Annotated in this window: 17 protein-coding genes; 6 read left to right on the top strand and 11 right to left on the bottom strand. The window is 58.4% G+C overall.

Features of this window, described 5'->3' with window-relative positions:
* Window positions 1–117: 117 nt before the first annotated feature.
* The 5 genes from DHN55_RS07080 to mtgA all read right to left on the bottom strand — a co-directional run bounded on the left by DHN55_RS07080 (window position 118) and on the right by mtgA (window position 5,385).
* On the bottom strand, window positions 118–891 hold the full coding sequence (locus DHN55_RS07080; protein ID WP_108880620.1) for an aldolase/citrate lyase family protein: 774 nt from the start codon (window positions 889–891) through the stop codon (window positions 118–120).
* Complete coding sequence (locus DHN55_RS07075) at window positions 888–2,099, bottom strand: NAD(P)/FAD-dependent oxidoreductase (RefSeq protein ID WP_337660012.1); 1,212 nt, start codon at window positions 2,097–2,099, stop codon at window positions 888–890. Before DHN55_RS07075 ends, DHN55_RS07080 begins: the two co-directional genes overlap by 4 nt.
* A gap of 81 nt (window positions 2,100–2,180) precedes the next feature.
* Window positions 2,181–3,035: a universal stress protein gene (locus tag DHN55_RS07070; RefSeq protein WP_108880619.1), complete on the bottom strand. Its 855-nt coding sequence runs from the start codon at window positions 3,033–3,035 to the stop codon at window positions 2,181–2,183.
* A 15-nt stretch (window positions 3,036–3,050) separates the two neighbouring features.
* Window positions 3,051–4,535 carry a SulP family inorganic anion transporter gene (locus DHN55_RS07065; protein ID WP_108881759.1) on the bottom strand — a complete coding sequence of 495 codons (1,485 nt, stop codon included), beginning with the start codon at window positions 4,533–4,535 and terminating at the stop codon, window positions 3,051–3,053.
* Between the two features lie 145 nt (window positions 4,536–4,680).
* Complete coding sequence (gene mtgA, locus DHN55_RS07060) at window positions 4,681–5,385, bottom strand: monofunctional biosynthetic peptidoglycan transglycosylase (protein WP_108880618.1); 705 nt, start codon at window positions 5,383–5,385, stop codon at window positions 4,681–4,683.
* Between the two features lie 114 nt (window positions 5,386–5,499).
* On the opposite strand from mtgA, the gene DHN55_RS07055 reads away from it, so the two are divergent.
* Together DHN55_RS07055 and DHN55_RS07050 are read left to right on the top strand one after the other, a co-directional pair.
* Complete coding sequence (locus DHN55_RS07055) at window positions 5,500–6,387, top strand: polyprenyl synthetase family protein (protein WP_337660011.1); 888 nt, start codon at window positions 5,500–5,502, stop codon at window positions 6,385–6,387.
* Between the two features lie 162 nt (window positions 6,388–6,549).
* Complete coding sequence (locus tag DHN55_RS07050; RefSeq protein WP_108880616.1) at window positions 6,550–6,759, top strand: hypothetical protein; 210 nt, start codon at window positions 6,550–6,552, stop codon at window positions 6,757–6,759.
* A gap of 169 nt (window positions 6,760–6,928) precedes the next feature.
* Here the strand turns inward: DHN55_RS07050 and ispG are convergent, their stop codons facing one another.
* The gene (ispG, locus tag DHN55_RS07045) at window positions 6,929–8,179 is read right to left on the bottom strand and encodes a flavodoxin-dependent (E)-4-hydroxy-3-methylbut-2-enyl-diphosphate synthase (protein WP_108880615.1); all 1,251 of its coding nucleotides are present in this window, start codon (window positions 8,177–8,179) and stop codon (window positions 6,929–6,931) included.
* Between the two features lie 158 nt (window positions 8,180–8,337).
* On the opposite strand from ispG, the gene DHN55_RS07040 reads away from it, so the two are divergent.
* Together DHN55_RS07040 and DHN55_RS07035 are read left to right on the top strand one after the other, a co-directional pair.
* Complete coding sequence (locus tag DHN55_RS07040; RefSeq protein ID WP_337660010.1) at window positions 8,338–9,135, top strand: maleate cis-trans isomerase family protein; 798 nt, start codon at window positions 8,338–8,340, stop codon at window positions 9,133–9,135.
* 214 nt (window positions 9,136–9,349) lie between these two features.
* Window positions 9,350–9,787 (top strand): tellurite resistance TerB family protein, encoded by a 438-nt coding sequence (locus DHN55_RS07035; protein ID WP_337660009.1) that lies wholly within the window; start codon window positions 9,350–9,352, stop codon window positions 9,785–9,787.
* On the opposite strand, the gene DHN55_RS07030 is transcribed toward DHN55_RS07035, so the two are convergent.
* The 4 genes from DHN55_RS07030 to DHN55_RS07015 are packed head-to-tail and all read right to left on the bottom strand — an operon-like array spanning window position 9,771 to window position 13,987.
* Entirely contained in the window at window positions 9,771–11,579 is a 1,809-nt protein-coding gene (locus DHN55_RS07030; protein WP_108880613.1) for a TRAP transporter fused permease subunit, read from the bottom strand. The genes DHN55_RS07035 and DHN55_RS07030 overlap by 17 nt on opposite strands.
* Before the next feature lie 26 nt (window positions 11,580–11,605).
* Entirely contained in the window at window positions 11,606–12,565 is a 960-nt protein-coding gene (locus DHN55_RS07025) for a TAXI family TRAP transporter solute-binding subunit (protein WP_108880612.1), read from the bottom strand.
* Between the two features lie 45 nt (window positions 12,566–12,610).
* Window positions 12,611–13,570, bottom strand: a complete 960-nt coding sequence (gene speB, locus DHN55_RS07020; RefSeq protein ID WP_108880611.1) for an agmatinase — start codon at window positions 13,568–13,570, stop codon at window positions 12,611–12,613.
* Window positions 13,571–13,603: 33 nt separating this feature from the next.
* Window positions 13,604–13,987 carry a hypothetical protein gene (locus DHN55_RS07015; protein WP_337660008.1) on the bottom strand — a complete coding sequence of 128 codons (384 nt, stop codon included), beginning with the start codon at window positions 13,985–13,987 and terminating at the stop codon, window positions 13,604–13,606.
* Between the two features lie 104 nt (window positions 13,988–14,091).
* Between DHN55_RS07015 and DHN55_RS07010 the strand changes: the two genes are divergently transcribed.
* Together DHN55_RS07010 and DHN55_RS07005 are read left to right on the top strand one after the other, a co-directional pair.
* On the top strand, window positions 14,092–15,618 hold the full coding sequence (locus DHN55_RS07010; RefSeq protein ID WP_108880609.1) for an AMP-binding protein: 1,527 nt from the start codon (window positions 14,092–14,094) through the stop codon (window positions 15,616–15,618).
* Window positions 15,618–16,175 (top strand): VOC family protein, encoded by a 558-nt coding sequence (locus tag DHN55_RS07005; RefSeq protein WP_108880608.1) that lies wholly within the window; start codon window positions 15,618–15,620, stop codon window positions 16,173–16,175. The genes DHN55_RS07010 and DHN55_RS07005 overlap by 1 nt, the downstream gene beginning before the upstream one ends.
* A 24-nt stretch (window positions 16,176–16,199) precedes the next feature.
* Here DHN55_RS07005 and DHN55_RS07000 read toward each other — a convergent pair whose 3' ends face one another.
* Window positions 16,200–17,300: a TRAP transporter substrate-binding protein DctP gene (locus tag DHN55_RS07000; protein WP_108880607.1), complete on the bottom strand. Its 1,101-nt coding sequence runs from the start codon at window positions 17,298–17,300 to the stop codon at window positions 16,200–16,202.
* Window positions 17,301–17,499: the final 199 nt, after the last annotated feature.

The following is a 17,499-nucleotide window of genomic DNA, read 5'->3' as shown; positions in this document are numbered from 1 at the left end:
TATAGCTCGTGTTGGGCCAAAACACCAGAGTTGTTTTACGTAACATGTTTTAATTGGACATCGGGGGAAAATCTGCAGCGCGGATAGCCCTGCCGATTCACCAACCAGTGACCGATGTCATGCAAGCCCGTCCTTGACCCCGGCCAGCAGGCTGGCGGCACCCTTGGTGAGCAGGGCAATGTCTGAGCCGCAGGCCACGAAGGTAAAGCCGTCATTGAGCAGCTGGGCCGCGAATTTTGCATCAAACACCAGGGTGCCAACCGGCACGCCCTTCGCCATCAGTTTTTTCGCCACCGGCATGACGTGCTCCCACACGGCAGGGTGCATGGGTTGTCCCACATGGCCCAGGTCGGCGCCGATGTCGGCCGGGCCGAAAAACACGCCGGTAATCCCGTCAACCGCGGCAATTTCCTCTGCCTGGTCCATCGCCTGTCTGGTCTCAAGCTGCACCAGCACGGCGGTTTCATCTTCCACCCGGTCGAAATAGTCGCTCACCCTGCCAAATGAATTGGCCCGTGTGGCCCCGCTGACACCGCGAATGCCACGCGGCGGATAGCGCGTTGCCGCGACCGCCTGTTCAGCTTCGGAGACCGATTGAACCATCGGGAACAACAATCCCGGCGCGCCTATGTCCAGCAGGCGTTTGACCTTGACGGCGTCATTCCAGTCCGGGCGCACGATGGCCGTTGTGGAACTGGCCGCCAGCGCCTGCAGTTGCCCCATGACCAGCGGAATTTCATTGGGCGAATGCTCCATGTCCAGCAGCATCCAGTCATAACCCGCAGTTGCCAGCACCTCTGCAGAATAATTGTTGCTCAGACTGGCCCACAGACCGATCTGCTTTTTGCCCTCACGAATGGCCTGCGTGAAGGTGTTGGTCTGCATTTTCATATGACTGCCTTTTCCACAAACGCTTCATTGCGTTCAATCCGGTCATAGTTGAACGGCGACAGGTCGAGCGACCGGTACTCGCCATAGGTAATCAGCTCTGATGTGCCGCGGCCCATGGCAGGCGACTGCTGGAAGCCATGGCCTGAAAACCCGTTTACGAAAACGAAATTCTCGACCTGCGTATGGCGGCCGAGAATGGCGTTCTGGTCAAGCGTGTTGAAGGCATAATGCCCGGCCCAGGAGTTGATCAGCTTGATGGCCTCGAACTGCGGAATGCGGTTGGCGATGGCCGGCCAGGCCTTTTCTTCCCAGATACTGTGGTCTTCCACGAAGTCATCATAGTCCACCGCAGGATCTTCATCGGGCGGGCAGCCGGCCAGGTAATACTGACCGTCCGTGCGCATGTGCACTCCGCTGGGATCAATGGTCAGCGGCAGATCCTGGTCGAGCGGGTTTTCCGCTGCAAAGATAAACGTATAGCGCTTGCGCGGTTCGACCGGAATTTCGATGCCCGCCATGCGCGAGGTCAGCACCGCGCGCGGACCCGATGCATTGACCACGGTGCCGCACGAAATCACCTCGCCGGACTTCAGCGTAACGCTTTCAACCCGTGTACCAGCGGCATTCCTGGTCATGGCCACGACTTCATTGGCAATGTACTCAACGCCCTTCTCGCGCGCCGACCGCTTCCACCAGTCAAACAGGGTGGCCCCGTCAAAATAGCCTTCATCGACCAGGTTGTGATTTGCACCGACAATCCCGTCAAGATTGTAGAACGGATAAGCTGCCGCGATCTCGTCCGCCGTCAGGTGTTTCGTACCGGCCCCGCAGGCCGCCTGGATTTGCTGGTTCTCCTTCAATATACCGGCAAACTCTTCATTGTCCGCCATGTACATGTAACCGTAGCTTTGCAGCACAGGCTGCGGCACACGCGGATCGTTGCCCATGTACTCGCGGAAATTCTTGACGAACTCGGCACCGAATTGCGACACGCGCACATTGATCTCGTTGGAGAACTGCTGACGAATGCAGCTATTGGTGTGCGAGGTGGAGCAGAACTCATAAGTGGGGTCGCGCTCGACGACCAGGATCGAGCCGTCAAAGTCGGGATTATTGGCCAGCCACCAGGACACCGAAGAGCCGTACATGGCTCCGCCCACAATGATCACGTCGTAACTGGCGTTAACCGGAGTTTCCAAAACCTGCATCCTTCCACCGTCTGAACTGGTTGTTGATTGCAGGGATAATGCTGAATTTCAGATGCCATAAGCAAGCACGATTTCTGTCCGTCAACGCACCAGCAGGACCGGTGCCCGCACGGTGCGCAGCACGGTTGTCGTGGTGCTGCCGAAAATCAGGGTTCGCAGTGCAGAATGACCATAGGCGCCCATGACGAGGATCGCATCGCGGCGCGCCGACATGTAGTCGCCGAGCACCTGCTGCGGCGCGCCGTCGGCAATGTGGATAATGCACGACGGTGACCGGTCCACAACCTTCGAATAGGCCTTCACGAACCAGGATTTGTCGGCGGTGCCCTTGGGCCCGGCCGCCACCAGGTGCAGCTGCATGCCAGTGAACAGCGGTGACCCGACAACGAAATCCAGCGCTTTCAATGCAGCCGAACTGCCGTCAAGCGCGACAACGAGAATACCCGGCGGCTGGATTTTTCGCGACGCAATCAGCACCGGTTTGACACTTGCGCGAACCACTCGTTCGATTCTGGATCCGATATGATCACTGTCGAACTCGCTGGTCGCACCGCGCTTTCCGATAACCACCAGGTCAGCCTCTGCTTCGCGTTCAATGATGGTGTCGACAACACTGCCATGACGGTGCAGCCGGTTCACATCGCTGACACCACCGGCAAGCAGCAGTTTTTCCGCCTGCGCCAGCAACACCCGGCCATCACCGATCGCGAGTTTGCCTTCGGCCTCGTCGATCTGCGTCAGTTCCTCCAGCAACTCGCTTTTGACGCCAAGCCCGATGGCGCCGCTGAGATCATTGCGGGCAGCGACCGCGTCCTTGCGCTGGACAACATGCAGCAGCTCGACACTGGCCGACAGGCGCGTCGCCGCCCAGGCGGCCAGCTCGCACACACTGGACGCGTAGGAAGATGCATCAATACAGGCAAGAATGCGTTTCATGATGGCTGTCTCCAATCAGTGACCAGCAGGGAGTTGCGTGGCCCGGGTTGCGTCGTGGGTGGCAAACCGGCCGACCATGCTGGCGCTTGGCTCGTTCATCCCGACAACTTCAACCGATGCTCCTTCACGGCGGAACTTCAGCACGGCCTGGTCGAGAATGGCGACGGCGGAGATATCCCAGAAGTGAGCATCCGACATATCGATAACCACGCGGTCAAGCACTTCCTTGAAGTCGAACGCATCGGTGAACAGTTCCGTTGAGGCAAAAAACACCTGCCCCGAGAACCTGTAGGTCCGGCATGAACCGTCCGCGGACAGATGCGAGGTAACCGTAAACAGGCTTTTGACCTTGCTGGCAAAGAACAGCCCGCTGAGCACCACGCCAGCCAGCACACCCTGCGCCAGGTCATGGGTCCACACAACGACGACAACGGTCGCCACCATGACCACGGATGACTGCCAGGGATGGGTTTTCAGATTCCTGATGGATTTCCAGCTGAACGTGCCGATCGACACCATGATCATCACCGCAACCAGCGACGGCATGGGTATCTGGCTGACCAGCGGCCCCAGAACAACAATCAGGAACAGCAGGAAACTGCCCGCTACAAGGGTGGACAACCGGGTACTGCCACCGGATTTCACGTTGATGACCGACTGGCCGATCATCGCGCAACCACCCATGCCGCCAAGGAACCCGGTGGCAAAATTGGCAATGCCCTGCCCCTTGCACTCGCGGCGCTTGTTGCTTGGCGTGTCGGTTAGCTCATCGACAATGTGGGCTGTCATCATCGATTCCAGCAGGCCGACAATCGCCATGGTCAGGGAGTACGGGAAAATGATGCGAAGCGTCTCAAGCGTCAGCGGCACATCGGGGATGAGCAGATAGGGCATGCTGGCAGGAAGCTGTCCCATGTCTCCGACAGTGTTGACGCCAAGCCCGCCGTAAATCGACACGATGGTCAAGACCACGATGGCCACCAGGGGTGACGGCACCACCCTGGTCAGGCGCGGCAGCAGGTAGATGATGGCAAGTCCCGCCGCCACCATCGCGTATGTCACCCAGGTCACATTGACGAGCTGCGGCAACTGGGCAACGAATATCAGGATGGCCAGGGCATTGACGAACCCGGTCACCACCGATGTGGAGACATACTGCATTAAAAGGTCAAGCCGCGCGAACCCGGCGATGACCTGCAACACGCCCATCAAAATGGTGGCGGCAAACAGGTATTCGACACCGTGATCGCGGATCAGCGGCACCACCAGCACCGCAATTGCAGCTGTCGCGGCAGAGATCATGCCTGGCCGCCCACCCACCAGCGCAGCAATGACGGCGATGGAAAACGACGCATAGAGGCCGACTTTGGGGTCGACACCGGCAATGATCGAAAAGCCGATTGCTTCCGGTATCAGGGCGAGGGCCACAACGATACCGGCAAGAATATCGCCGCGCGGATTGGACAACCATTCGCGACGCAGCGTGGCGATTGAAAACATAAACAGGCCTGTAGAGAAATTGAACTTCGTGCCGGCAACACAGATGTCAGACACCGCACTCCGGCATGAGAACTTGATTTGATTGGTATCCGCCAGTTAGCGGACAAAGCCGGCGCACCGCAAGCGACAACTGGACGCGGGCGCCTCAATCCAGTTTCAGGCAGGCCAGGTACGGCACCGTTGAATTCACCCGCCTGCGGATCGTGCGCGCCTGCTTGCGGACCTTCGGGCCGGGTTTGCCGGCGTTGCGCACAGCCGGATTCGGCAGTGCGGCGGCCAGTTGTGCGGCGTGGGCTTTTGTCAGCGCCTTGCCGGATTTGCCGAAGTGATGGCGCGCGGCGGCTTCCGCGCCATAAACACCGGGCGCCCACTCGGCCGTATTGATGTAAACTTCAACAATCCGGCGTTTCGACCAGACCAGGTCGATCCACAGGGCAAGCGGCAGTTCCAGTGCCTTTCGTACGTAAGAGCGCGACGGCCACAAGAACAGGTTTTTCGCCACCTGCTGGGTGATGGTCGACCCACCGCGTTTTGGCCCACCCTCGTTTTCCAGCGCCTCCATGGCCACGGTCTGAAAAACCTCCCAGTCAATACCGGCATGCTCGCATATGCGCGCATCTTCGGCCGTCACCACCGAACGCACCAGATTTTGCGATGTATCGGCAAGCGGACGCCAGCGATAATCGATCGAGTTTCCCTCAAACGTCTTCCACACCATCATGGTCGTCACCGGAGGCGGCACCACCGTATAGACCAGTGTCAACAGGTATGGCAGCGCCAGCAGGCCGAACAGCATGTACAGCCCATAGCGCAGCCTTGAACGTTTCTTGTATTTTATGAAAGGTGCCATCGCTTGCCGGTTGCGCTCTGTTGCCGCCGGAATTAGAAGATGGCGGTAACAAGACCATTACCCCAGCCGGGCGCAATGCGAAACCGGCATAATGACAGGAGCGGGCGAAGCCAAATGACATTCCAGGCGGCACTGAAGAACACTGCCAATGAAATCGAAGTCATGCTCGACGAGCTTTTGTCGGTCGAGACATCGCTTGCACCGCGTGTGACCGAAGCCATGCGCTATTCCGCATTAGCACAGGGCAAGCGCCTGCGGCCGTTCTTCGTATCGGAAAGCGCCCGCATACTGGGCGCTGATCACCAACAGGCGCTGCGCGTCGGCGCTGCTCTTGAATGCATTCACTGTTATTCGCTGGTGCATGACGATCTGCCTGCAATGGATGATGACGACCTGCGCCGCGGCAAGCCGACCTGCCACATTGCCTATGACGAGGCGACCGCAATACTGGCCGGCGATGGCCTGCTGACGGTGGCGTTTGAGATTATTGCCGACCCGGCCACCCACGCAGATGGCTCGGTTCGCGCCGAACTGACCCTTGAGCTTGCCCGGTCAGCAGGTCACAACGGCATGGTAGGCGGCCAGATGCTCGATCTTGCCGCGGAACAAAAGCACTCCCATGATCTTGATGAGATCATCGCCATTCAAAGCCTGAAAACCGGAGAATTATTCCGCTTCTCGCTGGAAGGCGGCGCCATCCTTGCCCAGGCCGGTTCCGAAGACAGGGCCGCCATGCGGACTTTTGCCGACAGGGTTGGTCTGGCATTCCAGATTGCCGACGATATTCTTGACATCGAAAGTTCGCCGGAACAGCTCGGCAAGGCGACCCAGAAGGACGCAGAGGCCGGCAAGGCAACCTTCATCGACCTGTTTGGCCTGGACGGTGCCAAGCAAAAGGCCCGCGCGCTGGCTGACGAGGCCTGCGACCTGCTGGCGCCCTACGGAGACAAGGCGGAGACCCTGCGCGACGCCGCCCGCTTCATTGTCGAGCGCAAGAACTGATCGTTTCCCAAGCTGTTTCCATCACACCGTCTGCCCTGACAGTTCGTCATGTGAGATTCTACACATCACCGTGATGGGGCATGTGCGAGTGTCGTTTTCATCGAGAGGGCACATCGGGCCCGCAAAGGACAAGCACAGCACAAGAAACGAAGGAAAAGACCAATGAAGTCCCTCCTCATCGCAGCCATCATCGCATCAGGTTTCGCCACCGTCGGCACAGTCACAGCAAACGCAGGCGGCGGAAACAAGAGCTACGCCTACGAATACTGCCACTACTACAAGGCTCGCGCACTGGGCGCGCACAGCCTGGAACGCAAAGATTACATGTGGGCAAAATACCGTGCCTGCCTGCGCGAATACGGCGCCTACTAGGCACCGCGCAAAAAACCGAACGTCGAATAGTTCCGGGACGGCTGGAGCTGGAGCGGGGTGAGCACAGCGAACACAATGGCTTCGCACTCATCCCGTTCAACGCGTTTGGAAGCACCAGACCAAGGTCCGGAGTTCACGTGGCTCCACACTCACTGCAGGCAGGCGAAGATCACTCCGCTGCCTGATTGGCGCCACCGCCCCATTTGTTCACCACATAATCATCAACGATCTGCTTGAACTGATCGCCAATGTCCTCGCCGCGCAGGGTCTTGACCTTCTTGCCGTCAATGAAGACCGGGGCTGCCGGCACTTCGCCGGTACCGGGAAGCGAAATGCCGATATGGGCATGCTTGGATTCTCCCGGTCCGTTGACGATACAGCCCATGACGGCGACCTGAAGCTCCTCAAAGCCCGGATAGGCCTTTTTCCATTCCGGCTGCTGGGCCCGCAGGTAACCCTGGATGTCCTGGGCCAGGTGCTGGAACACCGTCGAGGTGGTGCGGCCGCAGCCCGGGCAGGCAATGACCATCGGTGTAAAATTGCGAATGCCCATGGTCTGCAGGATTTCCTGCGCCACAATAACTTCCTTCGACCGGTCTCCACCGGGATCAGGGGTCAGGGAAATGCGGATCGTGTCGCCGACACCTTCCTGCAGCAGCACGCCGAGACCGGCTGCTGACGCCACAATGCCCTTGGATCCCATTCCGGCCTCGGTAAGACCGAGGTGCAGGGCATAGTCACTGCGGGCTGAAATCTGGCGATAGCATGCGATCAGGTCCTGCACTTCCGATACTTTCACCGAAATGACGATCTTGTCGCGCGGCAAGCCGATTTCCTCGGCGCGCGCGGCAGACTGCAGGCCGGACTCGACCATGGTATCGTGCATCACAAGACGCACATCCCTGGGTTCTGCCAGCTTGGCGTTCTCGTCCATGTACTTTGCCAGCATGGCCTGGTCCAGCGAACCCCAGTTCACGCCGATCCGGACCGGTTTGTTGAACTCGATGGCACGTTCGATCATCATCGAGTAATTGCGGTCCTGCTTTTCCTTGAAACCGACATTGCCCGGATTGATGCGGTATTTTCCGAGCGCTTCGGCACACGCAGGATGATCGCGCAGCAAGGTGTGGCCGATATAGTGAAAATCACCGATCAGCGGTGTATCGACCCCCATCTGATCCAGCCGGTCACGAATATGCGGCACAGCCTTGGCCGCTTCTTCCTTGTCCACGGTGATGCGCACCAGTTCCGAACCTGCGCGGGCAAGTGCTGCAACCTGCTGGGCAGTACCCTCGATATCCGCGGTATCGGTATTGGTCATCGATTGTACAACGACCGGCGCACCGCCGCCGATTTGAATCTTGTCGCCAACCTTCACACCAACAGACTTGCGGCGCGGCTGAACGGCCGAATAGGCCATGGGCTGAACTCCTGAATTGGATAAAATACGTTGTCGGCTTGTTATTGGCATGGGTTGGCCTGCAATTTCAAGCGGCGCATCGGCGCAGCAACACCTTATGATGGAAAGTCCGCCGGTATATGGTAATCTGACGGCACAAAGGCTCAGGAGTAAATGTCATGGATGCAAAGGTTGTGGATGAGAACTCTGGCCAGGCCATGAAGCTGATCGAGAACCTGCCGTTCGAAACCGACAACGGCATTGCCGCACGAGGCCGCGTCGGCCTGATTGTGCTGGCCAGCGACTATACGATTGAGCATGAATGGCGCCAGATATTTGCGCAATTGCCCGGGCTCGCCCTGTATCAAAGCCGGATTTTCAACGACGACCAGATAACGCCCGAGACCCTTCGCGCCATGGAACCGCGCATTCGCGATTGTGCCGACGTGTTTCTGCCCGGCGCGACGATGGATGTCATTGCCTATGGCTGCACTTCGGCCTCGATGGCCATTGGCGAAGACAAAGTGTTCCAGCGCATCCGCGAAGCGCGTCCCGGGGTTGCGTGCACGACCCCGATTACGGCTGCTTTCGCGGCATTCGATGCATTCAAGGCCAAAAGAATCGGCGTATTGACGCCCTATCGTGCAGACGTGAACCGGATTGTCGCCGACTATATTCGGGCACGTGGTTTCGACGTTCCCGTGTTCGGATCATTTAACGAAGAGTCTGATGCAGTGGTTGCGGGTATTTCTCCGGAATCCATTCGCAACGGAGTAAAACGTGTACTGACAGAAACCGAGGTAGATGCTATCTTCGTGTCTTGTACGTCAGTCAGGCTCGTTGAAGAGGCTGCCAGCATTGAACGAGAAACCGGGATTCCGATTACCTCCAGCAACCATGCCATGGCATGGCACACAGCACGGCTGGCAGGAGTGACGGACCAACTCCCTCAGTTTGGCAAGTTGTTTACTCTTTAAAATTCCGACCTGTACAACGACCTCAGTCCGGAGTGGCGAGGCTGACTGTTCATTTACTATTGCAAATGGCGATCACACGTGCTTTTTCGGGCGCGTACAGAACATAACGTAAGGTCATTTTGCCTTTGCTTGACAGAAAATAATGGTGGGGGGCAATTTGTCAGGACCGAACAGACAGAAACGTGCCAGCAAAAAAAGACGTATCAGGCAACTCATGGATTCCATGTACCGGCTTGATGCGATCTATCCCGAGTTGCGTGAGAACGACAACGCCTTTGCCTCACTGATCGCGATCGTGTGGTTGTTTCTGGTCGACAAGCGCATCCATCCGACCGACACCAGGATGCTCAAGCGCCTCTATGATCCCTATATCAAGCTGCGCGGCGACGATATCACGTTTGTCAGCGAAAGACTGACGCTCAATCCGATGGACCAAAGCCACATCGAGTGGCTGGCGTCATTTCTGACGACCAGCATTACCCCTGAACGCAGGGCCGGGTTTATCCGGAAAATGTGGACCATCGCTTACTCCGACCGTGACCTGCACGAAGCTGAACTGGAGGTAATCCGCAAAGCATCGCGCATATTCGCCCTGACGGATCAGGAAGCAGAACAGCTTCACGAAGAAGGCAAGGCTATGGCTGGCCGGTAAACACCGACCACAGCGAAGGACCGAACATCACGGCCAGGCCCGCCAGGCACAGCGCACTTCTGGCCAAAACCGGCATTTCCCGGACTATCAGGCCGGTGCTGACCAGATACAGTGCAAAGGCAATCCTGACAAACGCCAGCAATGCCGGCAGGAGGCTTTGAGACGGCTCGATGAGTGCTGTGTCGGCCACCATTGCAAGCGGGATCAGGTAGAGCCCGACACCCAGCGCCATGGCATGGCCCGCCACCCTCAGCCAGGGCGCGCCGGTCATCCCGGCAGCAATGAAAACCGTGCCGCATACCGGCGGTGTAATGGTGGACAGCAGCGCATACCAGAACACGAACAGATGCGCCGCCAGAAGCGGCACACCAAGCTGTTGCAGGGCAGGCCCGGCCACGGAGATACAAATCACATAGGCCGCCGTGGTCGGTACTTCCATGCCGAGGATCAGGCAGGCAAGCGCGGTCAGCAGCAGGGCCGCCGGCAGCCAGCCGCCCGACAGGTCGACAATCAGTGACGTGATCTTGACGCCCAGGCCGGTCTGCCCGAGCACACCGACGATCAGGCTGGCACACAGGATGATCGAGGCGATCAGCGCAATCTGGCGGCCGCTGGTCACAATCGCCGACGAGAAGCGCTCGACAATCAGCTGTCTACCGGCAACACCGTGGCTGGTGAACATGAGCAGCACGGCAGCGGAAAGGATCGCCAGGGCGGCTGCAAACTGGGCCGTGTACCCGCCGTGGAAAAGGCGTTCCATCAGAACGGTGAACGGCACCAGGAAAAACCCGCCGGTGATCAGCAGCGTTCTGGCGGGAATACGTGCTTCATCCCCCATGCCTTTCAGTTCATACCGGTTGGCAAATCCGTCAACACCAAACCACACGGCACAAAAGAACAGCACCGCCGGCAGGATCGCTGCCGCCATGATGGACGTGTAAGGTGTCGATGTCAGCTCTACCATGACGAAAGCACCTGCGCCCATCAGCGGCGGCATGATCTGCCCACCGCTGGAAGCAACTGCCTCGACCGCACCTGCAAAAGCCGGCGGATAGCCAAGCCTGCGCATCGCCGGCAGCGTGAAGGATCCGGTCGAGGCGACATTGGCAGACGCGGAACCGGAAATGGAACCGAACAGGGCTGAAGCCAGAACCGATACTTTTGCGGCACCGGCCTTGAGCCTGCCGGCACTGGCAAGCGCCAGGTTCATGAACCCCTGACCTGCTTCACCGGCATTCAGAACCGCGCCGAAAATGACGAACACGGCCACCACGGAAACCGACACGCCGGTCAATTGTCCCCACAGGCCGCCTTCGGCAATCACCAGCGTGCCAAGGAAACTTTCCACGGGCAGGCCCGGATGTCCGAGCTCGCCGGGTACATGCTCGCCGAAAAGGCCATACAACAGGGCCACTGCCGCCACGCACGGCAACGGCCAGCCAATGGCGCGCCGGGCCATTTCAAGAACGCACACGATGACGACGGCGCTCGCCGCCAGTTGCCCGTTTCCTGCCAGCGAACCGTACTGATCCGACAGGGACGCTTCATTGAACGCAATCCACAGGCAAACCGCGATGGCACCCAGTCCCAGGCACCAGCCAGTGAGCGTGTCAACCCGCCGGCGCCCGGCAACCAGCATGATCCAGGGCACAGCCAGGGCCATGTGCAGCGGACGCGACACCAGGTTGGGGATCAGGCCGGAAAAAATCAGCCACAGGTGGAACGCGATGGATGCTGCCCCGAGAACCAGCCAGACTGGTCTGATCGCCGGGACAGCGTCTGGTTTTTCCATGAGAACTATCTAGATTCCATGGATCTTCAGCGCAGCGTATCCGGCACCTTTATGGCCTTTTCATCATAGTACTTCAGCGCGCCGGGATGCAGTTTCCCAACCATTGCCGACAGGTATTCAGGTGTTACCCCGTTCCACCATTTTGCGGTCTCGCCCATGCCCGCCTTGCCTTCCCAATAGGTTTTGGTCAGTTCATAGGCTGTTGCCTCGTCCATGGCAGTGTTGGTGTAGGCCATCACCGGCAATGTGGTGGTTGTGACATTCTTGTCCACACCCGCATAGGTGCCCGCCGGAATGGTCAGCTTGTCACGCTTGGTCATGGCAAACTGCTCATCACTCAAAGACAGCACATTGACCGGCGTGGAGGCAGCCGCTTCAAGCACATTCGGCGCCGGATAGGAGCCTGCCGTGGCGAAACCGTCGATCTGCTTGTTCTTCAGGGCAGACACGGCTGATGACAATTCAACTTCGGCCAGCTTGACCTTGCCTTCCAGGCCGAACAGCTTGATGTATTTTGCCGCTTCCCGGGCCCCGAAGCTGCCCTTGCCGATCAGGAAGGTCTTGCCGTTAAGGCCGGCAAAATCGCTTACGCCCGAATCCTGGCGTACGACAAAGTGCATGGTCAGTGACGGGATCGGGAACAGGCCCCTGATCTCGTCGAATTTTGCATTCTTGGGCTCAAACATCTTCTTGCCGGCCTGGGCGAGTTTGACCAGCACGGGTGGCGTCGTGAACACGTAATTGCCACCTCGAGAGGCGGCTTCCTTGACGTTCTGCACGGAGCCCTGTGACTCTTCCACCGTCAGGATGATATTGCCGCCGGAGCCTTTCTTGACTGCCTCGGCAAGCTGCACGCCCATCTGGTAATAGGACGATGTGGACTTGGCGGACTTGTAGGTAACGCGGGTTTCGGCATTCACCGTGACCGGCAGCGCGGCTGCGGCAGTGAGGGTGAAAGCGAAAGCAAGTTTGTTGAAGCGAGACATGGACGTCCTTCCCTGTACGTTTTGGTCGTTGTTGATTGACTGAAATTAAACACGCTCTGCCATGATGCACAACAATTCAAACATCATGGTAACACCGGCAAGCGCTGTATAGCCGGATGCGTCAAACGGCGGTGACACCTCGACGACATCTGCGCCAATGATATTGAGACCGCGCAGCTGGCGCAGCATGGCCTGGGCTTCCCTTGTGGTGAACCCGCCTGCCTCGGGAGTGCCGGTTCCCGGCGCAAAGGCGGGATCCAGGCAGTCAATGTCAAAGGTAACGTAAGTCTCGTCATCACCGACGATATCGCGTGCCCGTTTCATGGTGTCGTCGAGCCCGTTGGCAACGGCTTCCTCGATATCGATCATGGTCACGCCATGCTTTTCACCGAACTCGCGGTCCGACCAGTCGTAGACGCCGCCGCGAAGCCCGATCTGCACGGTCCGCTTGGGGTCAAGAACGCCTTCCTCGATGGCGCGTGCGAACGGTGTGCCATGGGTGAATTTCGATCCGTGGAAATAGCTGTCCCAGAGATCTGAATGGGCATCAAACTGGATCATGCCCACCGGCTTGTTGCGGCCCAGCGAGCGCAGGATCGGCAGTGAGCACAGATGGTCGCCACCGGCTGATAGTGGCCGGACACCTGCTGCCACGACCTGGTCGTAGAATTTTTCGATGCGCGACAGGGCGTCCATCAGGTCTGCCGGATTGACCGGCGCATCGCCGATATCGGCGACATTTGCCAGTTTGAACGGTTCGATCTTCAGATGGTGGTGAACCTTCCGGATCATCGCCGAAGCATCCCGCATCTGGCGCGGACCGTGGCGCGGACCGGGACGGTTGGTGGTTCCGCCGTCCCACGGCACGCCGATCAGCCCGATATCCACCTCGCCTGCGTCTTCGAGCCTGACCTGCGGCAGGCGCATGAAGCTGGCAACACCGGCAAAGCGCGGCACTTCAAGCCCCGGAACGGGTTGGTAGAAATCATTGTTGGGTCTGGACATGTGCGAAACTCCTTCTGCGTCAGGCAGCGGAGACTATCTCGCAATCAGCCTGCCGACCAGTGTCTTGCCGAGCCACCACAGCGCCAGCACATGAATGGCGGAATTCAGCCAGAACATTGGTGACGTATACAGGCCGCTGGACCAGGCATACGGCCACAATGCAAACGGATACATGGCAAGATCACCGGGAATGCCGATCAGGTGCTGCACGCCGTCGCTCAGTCCGAAGCCGCGGCACGCGGTCCACGGCAGGGGTTCCGGCCACAACCATCCGGCAACGCATTTTGGCGGATCGGTAGCCGCCTGCACCAGACCGGCAAACACGCCATAACCCAATTGCCATATCCAGCAGGCGGCAATGATGGCAAAGCAGATAAAGCCGCTGCCGCGCTCCGCTTTTGCATTTGCTTTTGCCATTGTTTCCACCGGATTATGGTTTCCCCGCACGACACCTACTTGAACCCGCACAGCTGATTGGGCAAGTCTTTGATCCATCACTTTTCAGGGAACCGTATCACCACATGAACCTCGCCCACTGGATCGAACGCAATGCACTGGAACACCCCGATGGCTCTGCCGTAGGCAAAGGCAGGGACATCATTCTCACCCATGGTGAGCTGCGCGACCGGGTCGAGCGGCTGGCGGCGGGCCTGCTGGGCCTCGGCCTGATCCGTGGTGACAGGGTCGCACTGGCGATGAAAAACGTGCCTGAATATTTCGAGGTGCTGTTTGCGATCTGGCATGCCGGCCTGGCCGCAGTTCCGATGAACGCAAAGCTGCATGCCTCGGAGTTTACCTACATTCTGGAGAACTCGGGCTGCAAGGCCTGCTTCGTCACCCCTGCTTTGGGCGAGACGATCACAGCTGCAGACGCCAATGGCGTCGACCACATCATTGATGTCACCAGCGAAACCTATGCGGACCTGCTGGGCAGCGAGCCGGTGAAAATCTGCTTTGTCGAGCCGGACGAACTGGCCTGGCTGTTCTACACATCCGGTACCACCGGCCGGCCCAAGGGGGCCATGCTGTCGCATCGCAACATTGTCGCGATGACGCTGAACTATTTCGTCGATTTCGACCGGGTCATGCCACACGACTGCATTATTCACCCGGCGCCCTTGAGCCATGGCTCCGGCATGTGGATGTTTCCCCATGTGTGCGCCGGCGCCTGCAACATCGTGCCTGCGTCAGGCGGGTTTGACCCGGTTGAAATTTATGATCTGCTTGCCCACTGGACCGGCGTGTCAATGTTTGCCGCACCGACCATGGTGCGCCGCCTGACGACCTGGGCAGGCGATGCGGCCATTACCAACCTCAAGCTGATCATCTATGGCGGTGCGCCGATGTATGTCGAAGACTGTATTGCGGCGCTGGACCGGTTCGGCCCGAAACTGGCGCAGCTTTACGGACAGGGCGAAAGCCCGATGACCATCACCCATCTGTCGCGCGAAGACATCGCCGGCCGCGATCATCCGAAATGGCGGCACCGGCTCGGCACCGCCGGTGTGGCGGATGCTTGCGTGCATGTGCGGGTTGTTGGCGAGGACGGGGCTGAAGTTCCGGTTGGCGAGAAAGGCGAAATTGTCTGCCGGGGTGACTCGGTCATGCTGGGCTACTGGAACAATCCTGAAGCTACTGCATCGGCCCTGCGCGACGGTTGGTTGTGGACCGGTGACGTCGGTGTGTTCGATGAAGACGGTTACCTGACGCTGACCGACCGGTCGAAAGACCTGATTATTTCGGGCGGCACCAATGTCTATCCGCGCGAGATAGAAGAAGTGCTTTTGCAGATGCCGGAACTGGCGGAGGTTTGCGTTATCGGCAGGCCGCACCCGGAATGGGGTGAGATTGTCATCGCCTACCTGGTCCGCGAACCCGGCCGGGATTTGCAGGACGAACAGGTCGATGCCTATTGCCTGGCCAACATGGCGCGCTTCAAGCGGCCGAAGGCCTATCGATTTGTTGATGTGCTGCCGAAGAGTAATTATGGCAAGATACTGAAAACGGAAGTCCGTGAGATCGAAAACACCCGCGATTGGATAGACTGATGGCCGTTATTCAGACCCAGGGGGTCCACCATATCACGCTGAACGGCGCCGACCGACAAACCTCGATTGATTTCTGGGAAGGCGTTCTCGGCATGCCGTTCGTTTTTGAACAGCCCAATCTTGATGCGCCCGACACCAACCACCTGTATTTCGACCCCGGCGACGGCAGGCTGATCACCATTTTCACCAACGAAGACTGGCCGGTGGACGCAGGCCCCAACCCAAACGGTGTCGGCAACCTGCATCACCTGGCCTTCATCGTGTCGCGCGCCACCTACACACAGGCAGCAGAACGCCTGGAAGCTGCAGGGTTTTCCAATTCGGGCAATGTCGACCGGGGCTTCATGGACTCTTTGTATTTTCGCGACCCGCTGGGCCAGCTCATGGAACTTGCCTGCTACAAGTTTGATCCGCCGCACGGCTTCACCCACGCCGACGTGCTGCACAGGGCCCACAAGATCCGCATCAAGGCCAAGGACTACAACATCGCCGACAAACACATCGCCGATGCGCTTGCAGTGCTGACACGGAAATCATCCGGGACGCTGAGTGACTAGGCGCGCGAGAGGTCCTTGGCATTCCTACCGTTTGTTGTAGGAGTACAGAAACCGTGACGCGGTAAAGGTTGTTTCCGACAGGCTTGTCCACGCAACCGCTTCGCTGCGGAAATTCTGGATATTGTCGAGAACCTTCCGGCTGAGGGAATCGTTGGAGGCCAGGTCATTCACTACCTGTTCGGACAGGCCCGCAAACCCGCTCAAAACCGACTTGGGGAACTGTTTCAGAATAACGCCGTGATCCTTGATGAGCGTTCTCAGGGAAGAGTTGTTCTTTGCCACAAACTCGCTGAGCACCAGTTGATTGACGGCAACATTGGCCGCCTCAACAACTGACTTGAGATCTGCGGGAAGCTTCTCCCACTCGTTCAGGTTGATGAAATTATCCAGTGTCGTTCCCGGCTCATGCCAGCCCGGATAATAATAGTACTTGGCCTTCTTGTACAAACCGAATGCCAGGTCGTTATAGGGACCAACCCATTCGGTCGCATCGATCTTGCCTGATTCAAGCGCACCGAGAATTTCAGATCCGGGCAGGTTTATCGCCTCGCCGCCGGCAGCCTTGATCACCTCACCGCCAAGACCCGGTATTCTCATCTTCAGGCCGCGATAGGCTTCCAGGTCGTTGACTTCCTTGTTGAACCATCCGCCCATCTGCACGCCCGAATTGCCGGACACGAAGAACTTGCAGCCAAGCTCGCTGTACATTTCATCGGCCAGCTGCTGGCCGCCGCCATACTGGATCCAGCTGTTTTGTTCCTGCGCCGTCATCCCGAAGGGGTAGGCGGACAAAAAGGCAATCGCGGGAATCTTGCCGTGCCAGTAATAGGGCGTTCCGTGGCCCATTTCGACCTCGCCCTTCCTGACCGCATCGAGTGAATCAAACGGCTTTACCAGCTCGCCACCGCCATAAACCTTGACACGCAACTTGCCTTCACTGCCCTGCTCGATGAATTTCGCGAGTAATTCTGCTCCGGTACCGAGGCCCGGGAAATTTTTTGGCCACGTGGTCACCATGCGCCATTCCCTCAGGCCCTGGGAGATAGCTGGAGTTGCCAAGCCTGCTGTACTTACCCCTGCAGCACCCGTTACCGCCGCATTTTTCAGAAAATCACGTCTTTTCATGAGACAGAGCACCTCTATTTAGCTTCGTACCCGGCAGAACGGTACTTTACATATGGTTTTCACGAAATTACTGGCCAGAAGCGCCCGTAATTACGTACCATGCAGTCAAACATCGGGAATTTACTTGATATTTCACCCTGGCATTCCCGTTCCGCCACATTTCTGGTGTGCAAAGGCCCGAAACGACAAATTCTGCAGG

Source organism: Anderseniella sp. Alg231-50 (genome assembly GCF_900149695.1).
GTDB lineage: Bacteria > Pseudomonadota > Alphaproteobacteria > Rhizobiales > Aestuariivirgaceae > Anderseniella.
Note: the sequence above shows the minus strand (reverse complement) of the source record. Positions and strands in the feature narration are given on the sequence as shown.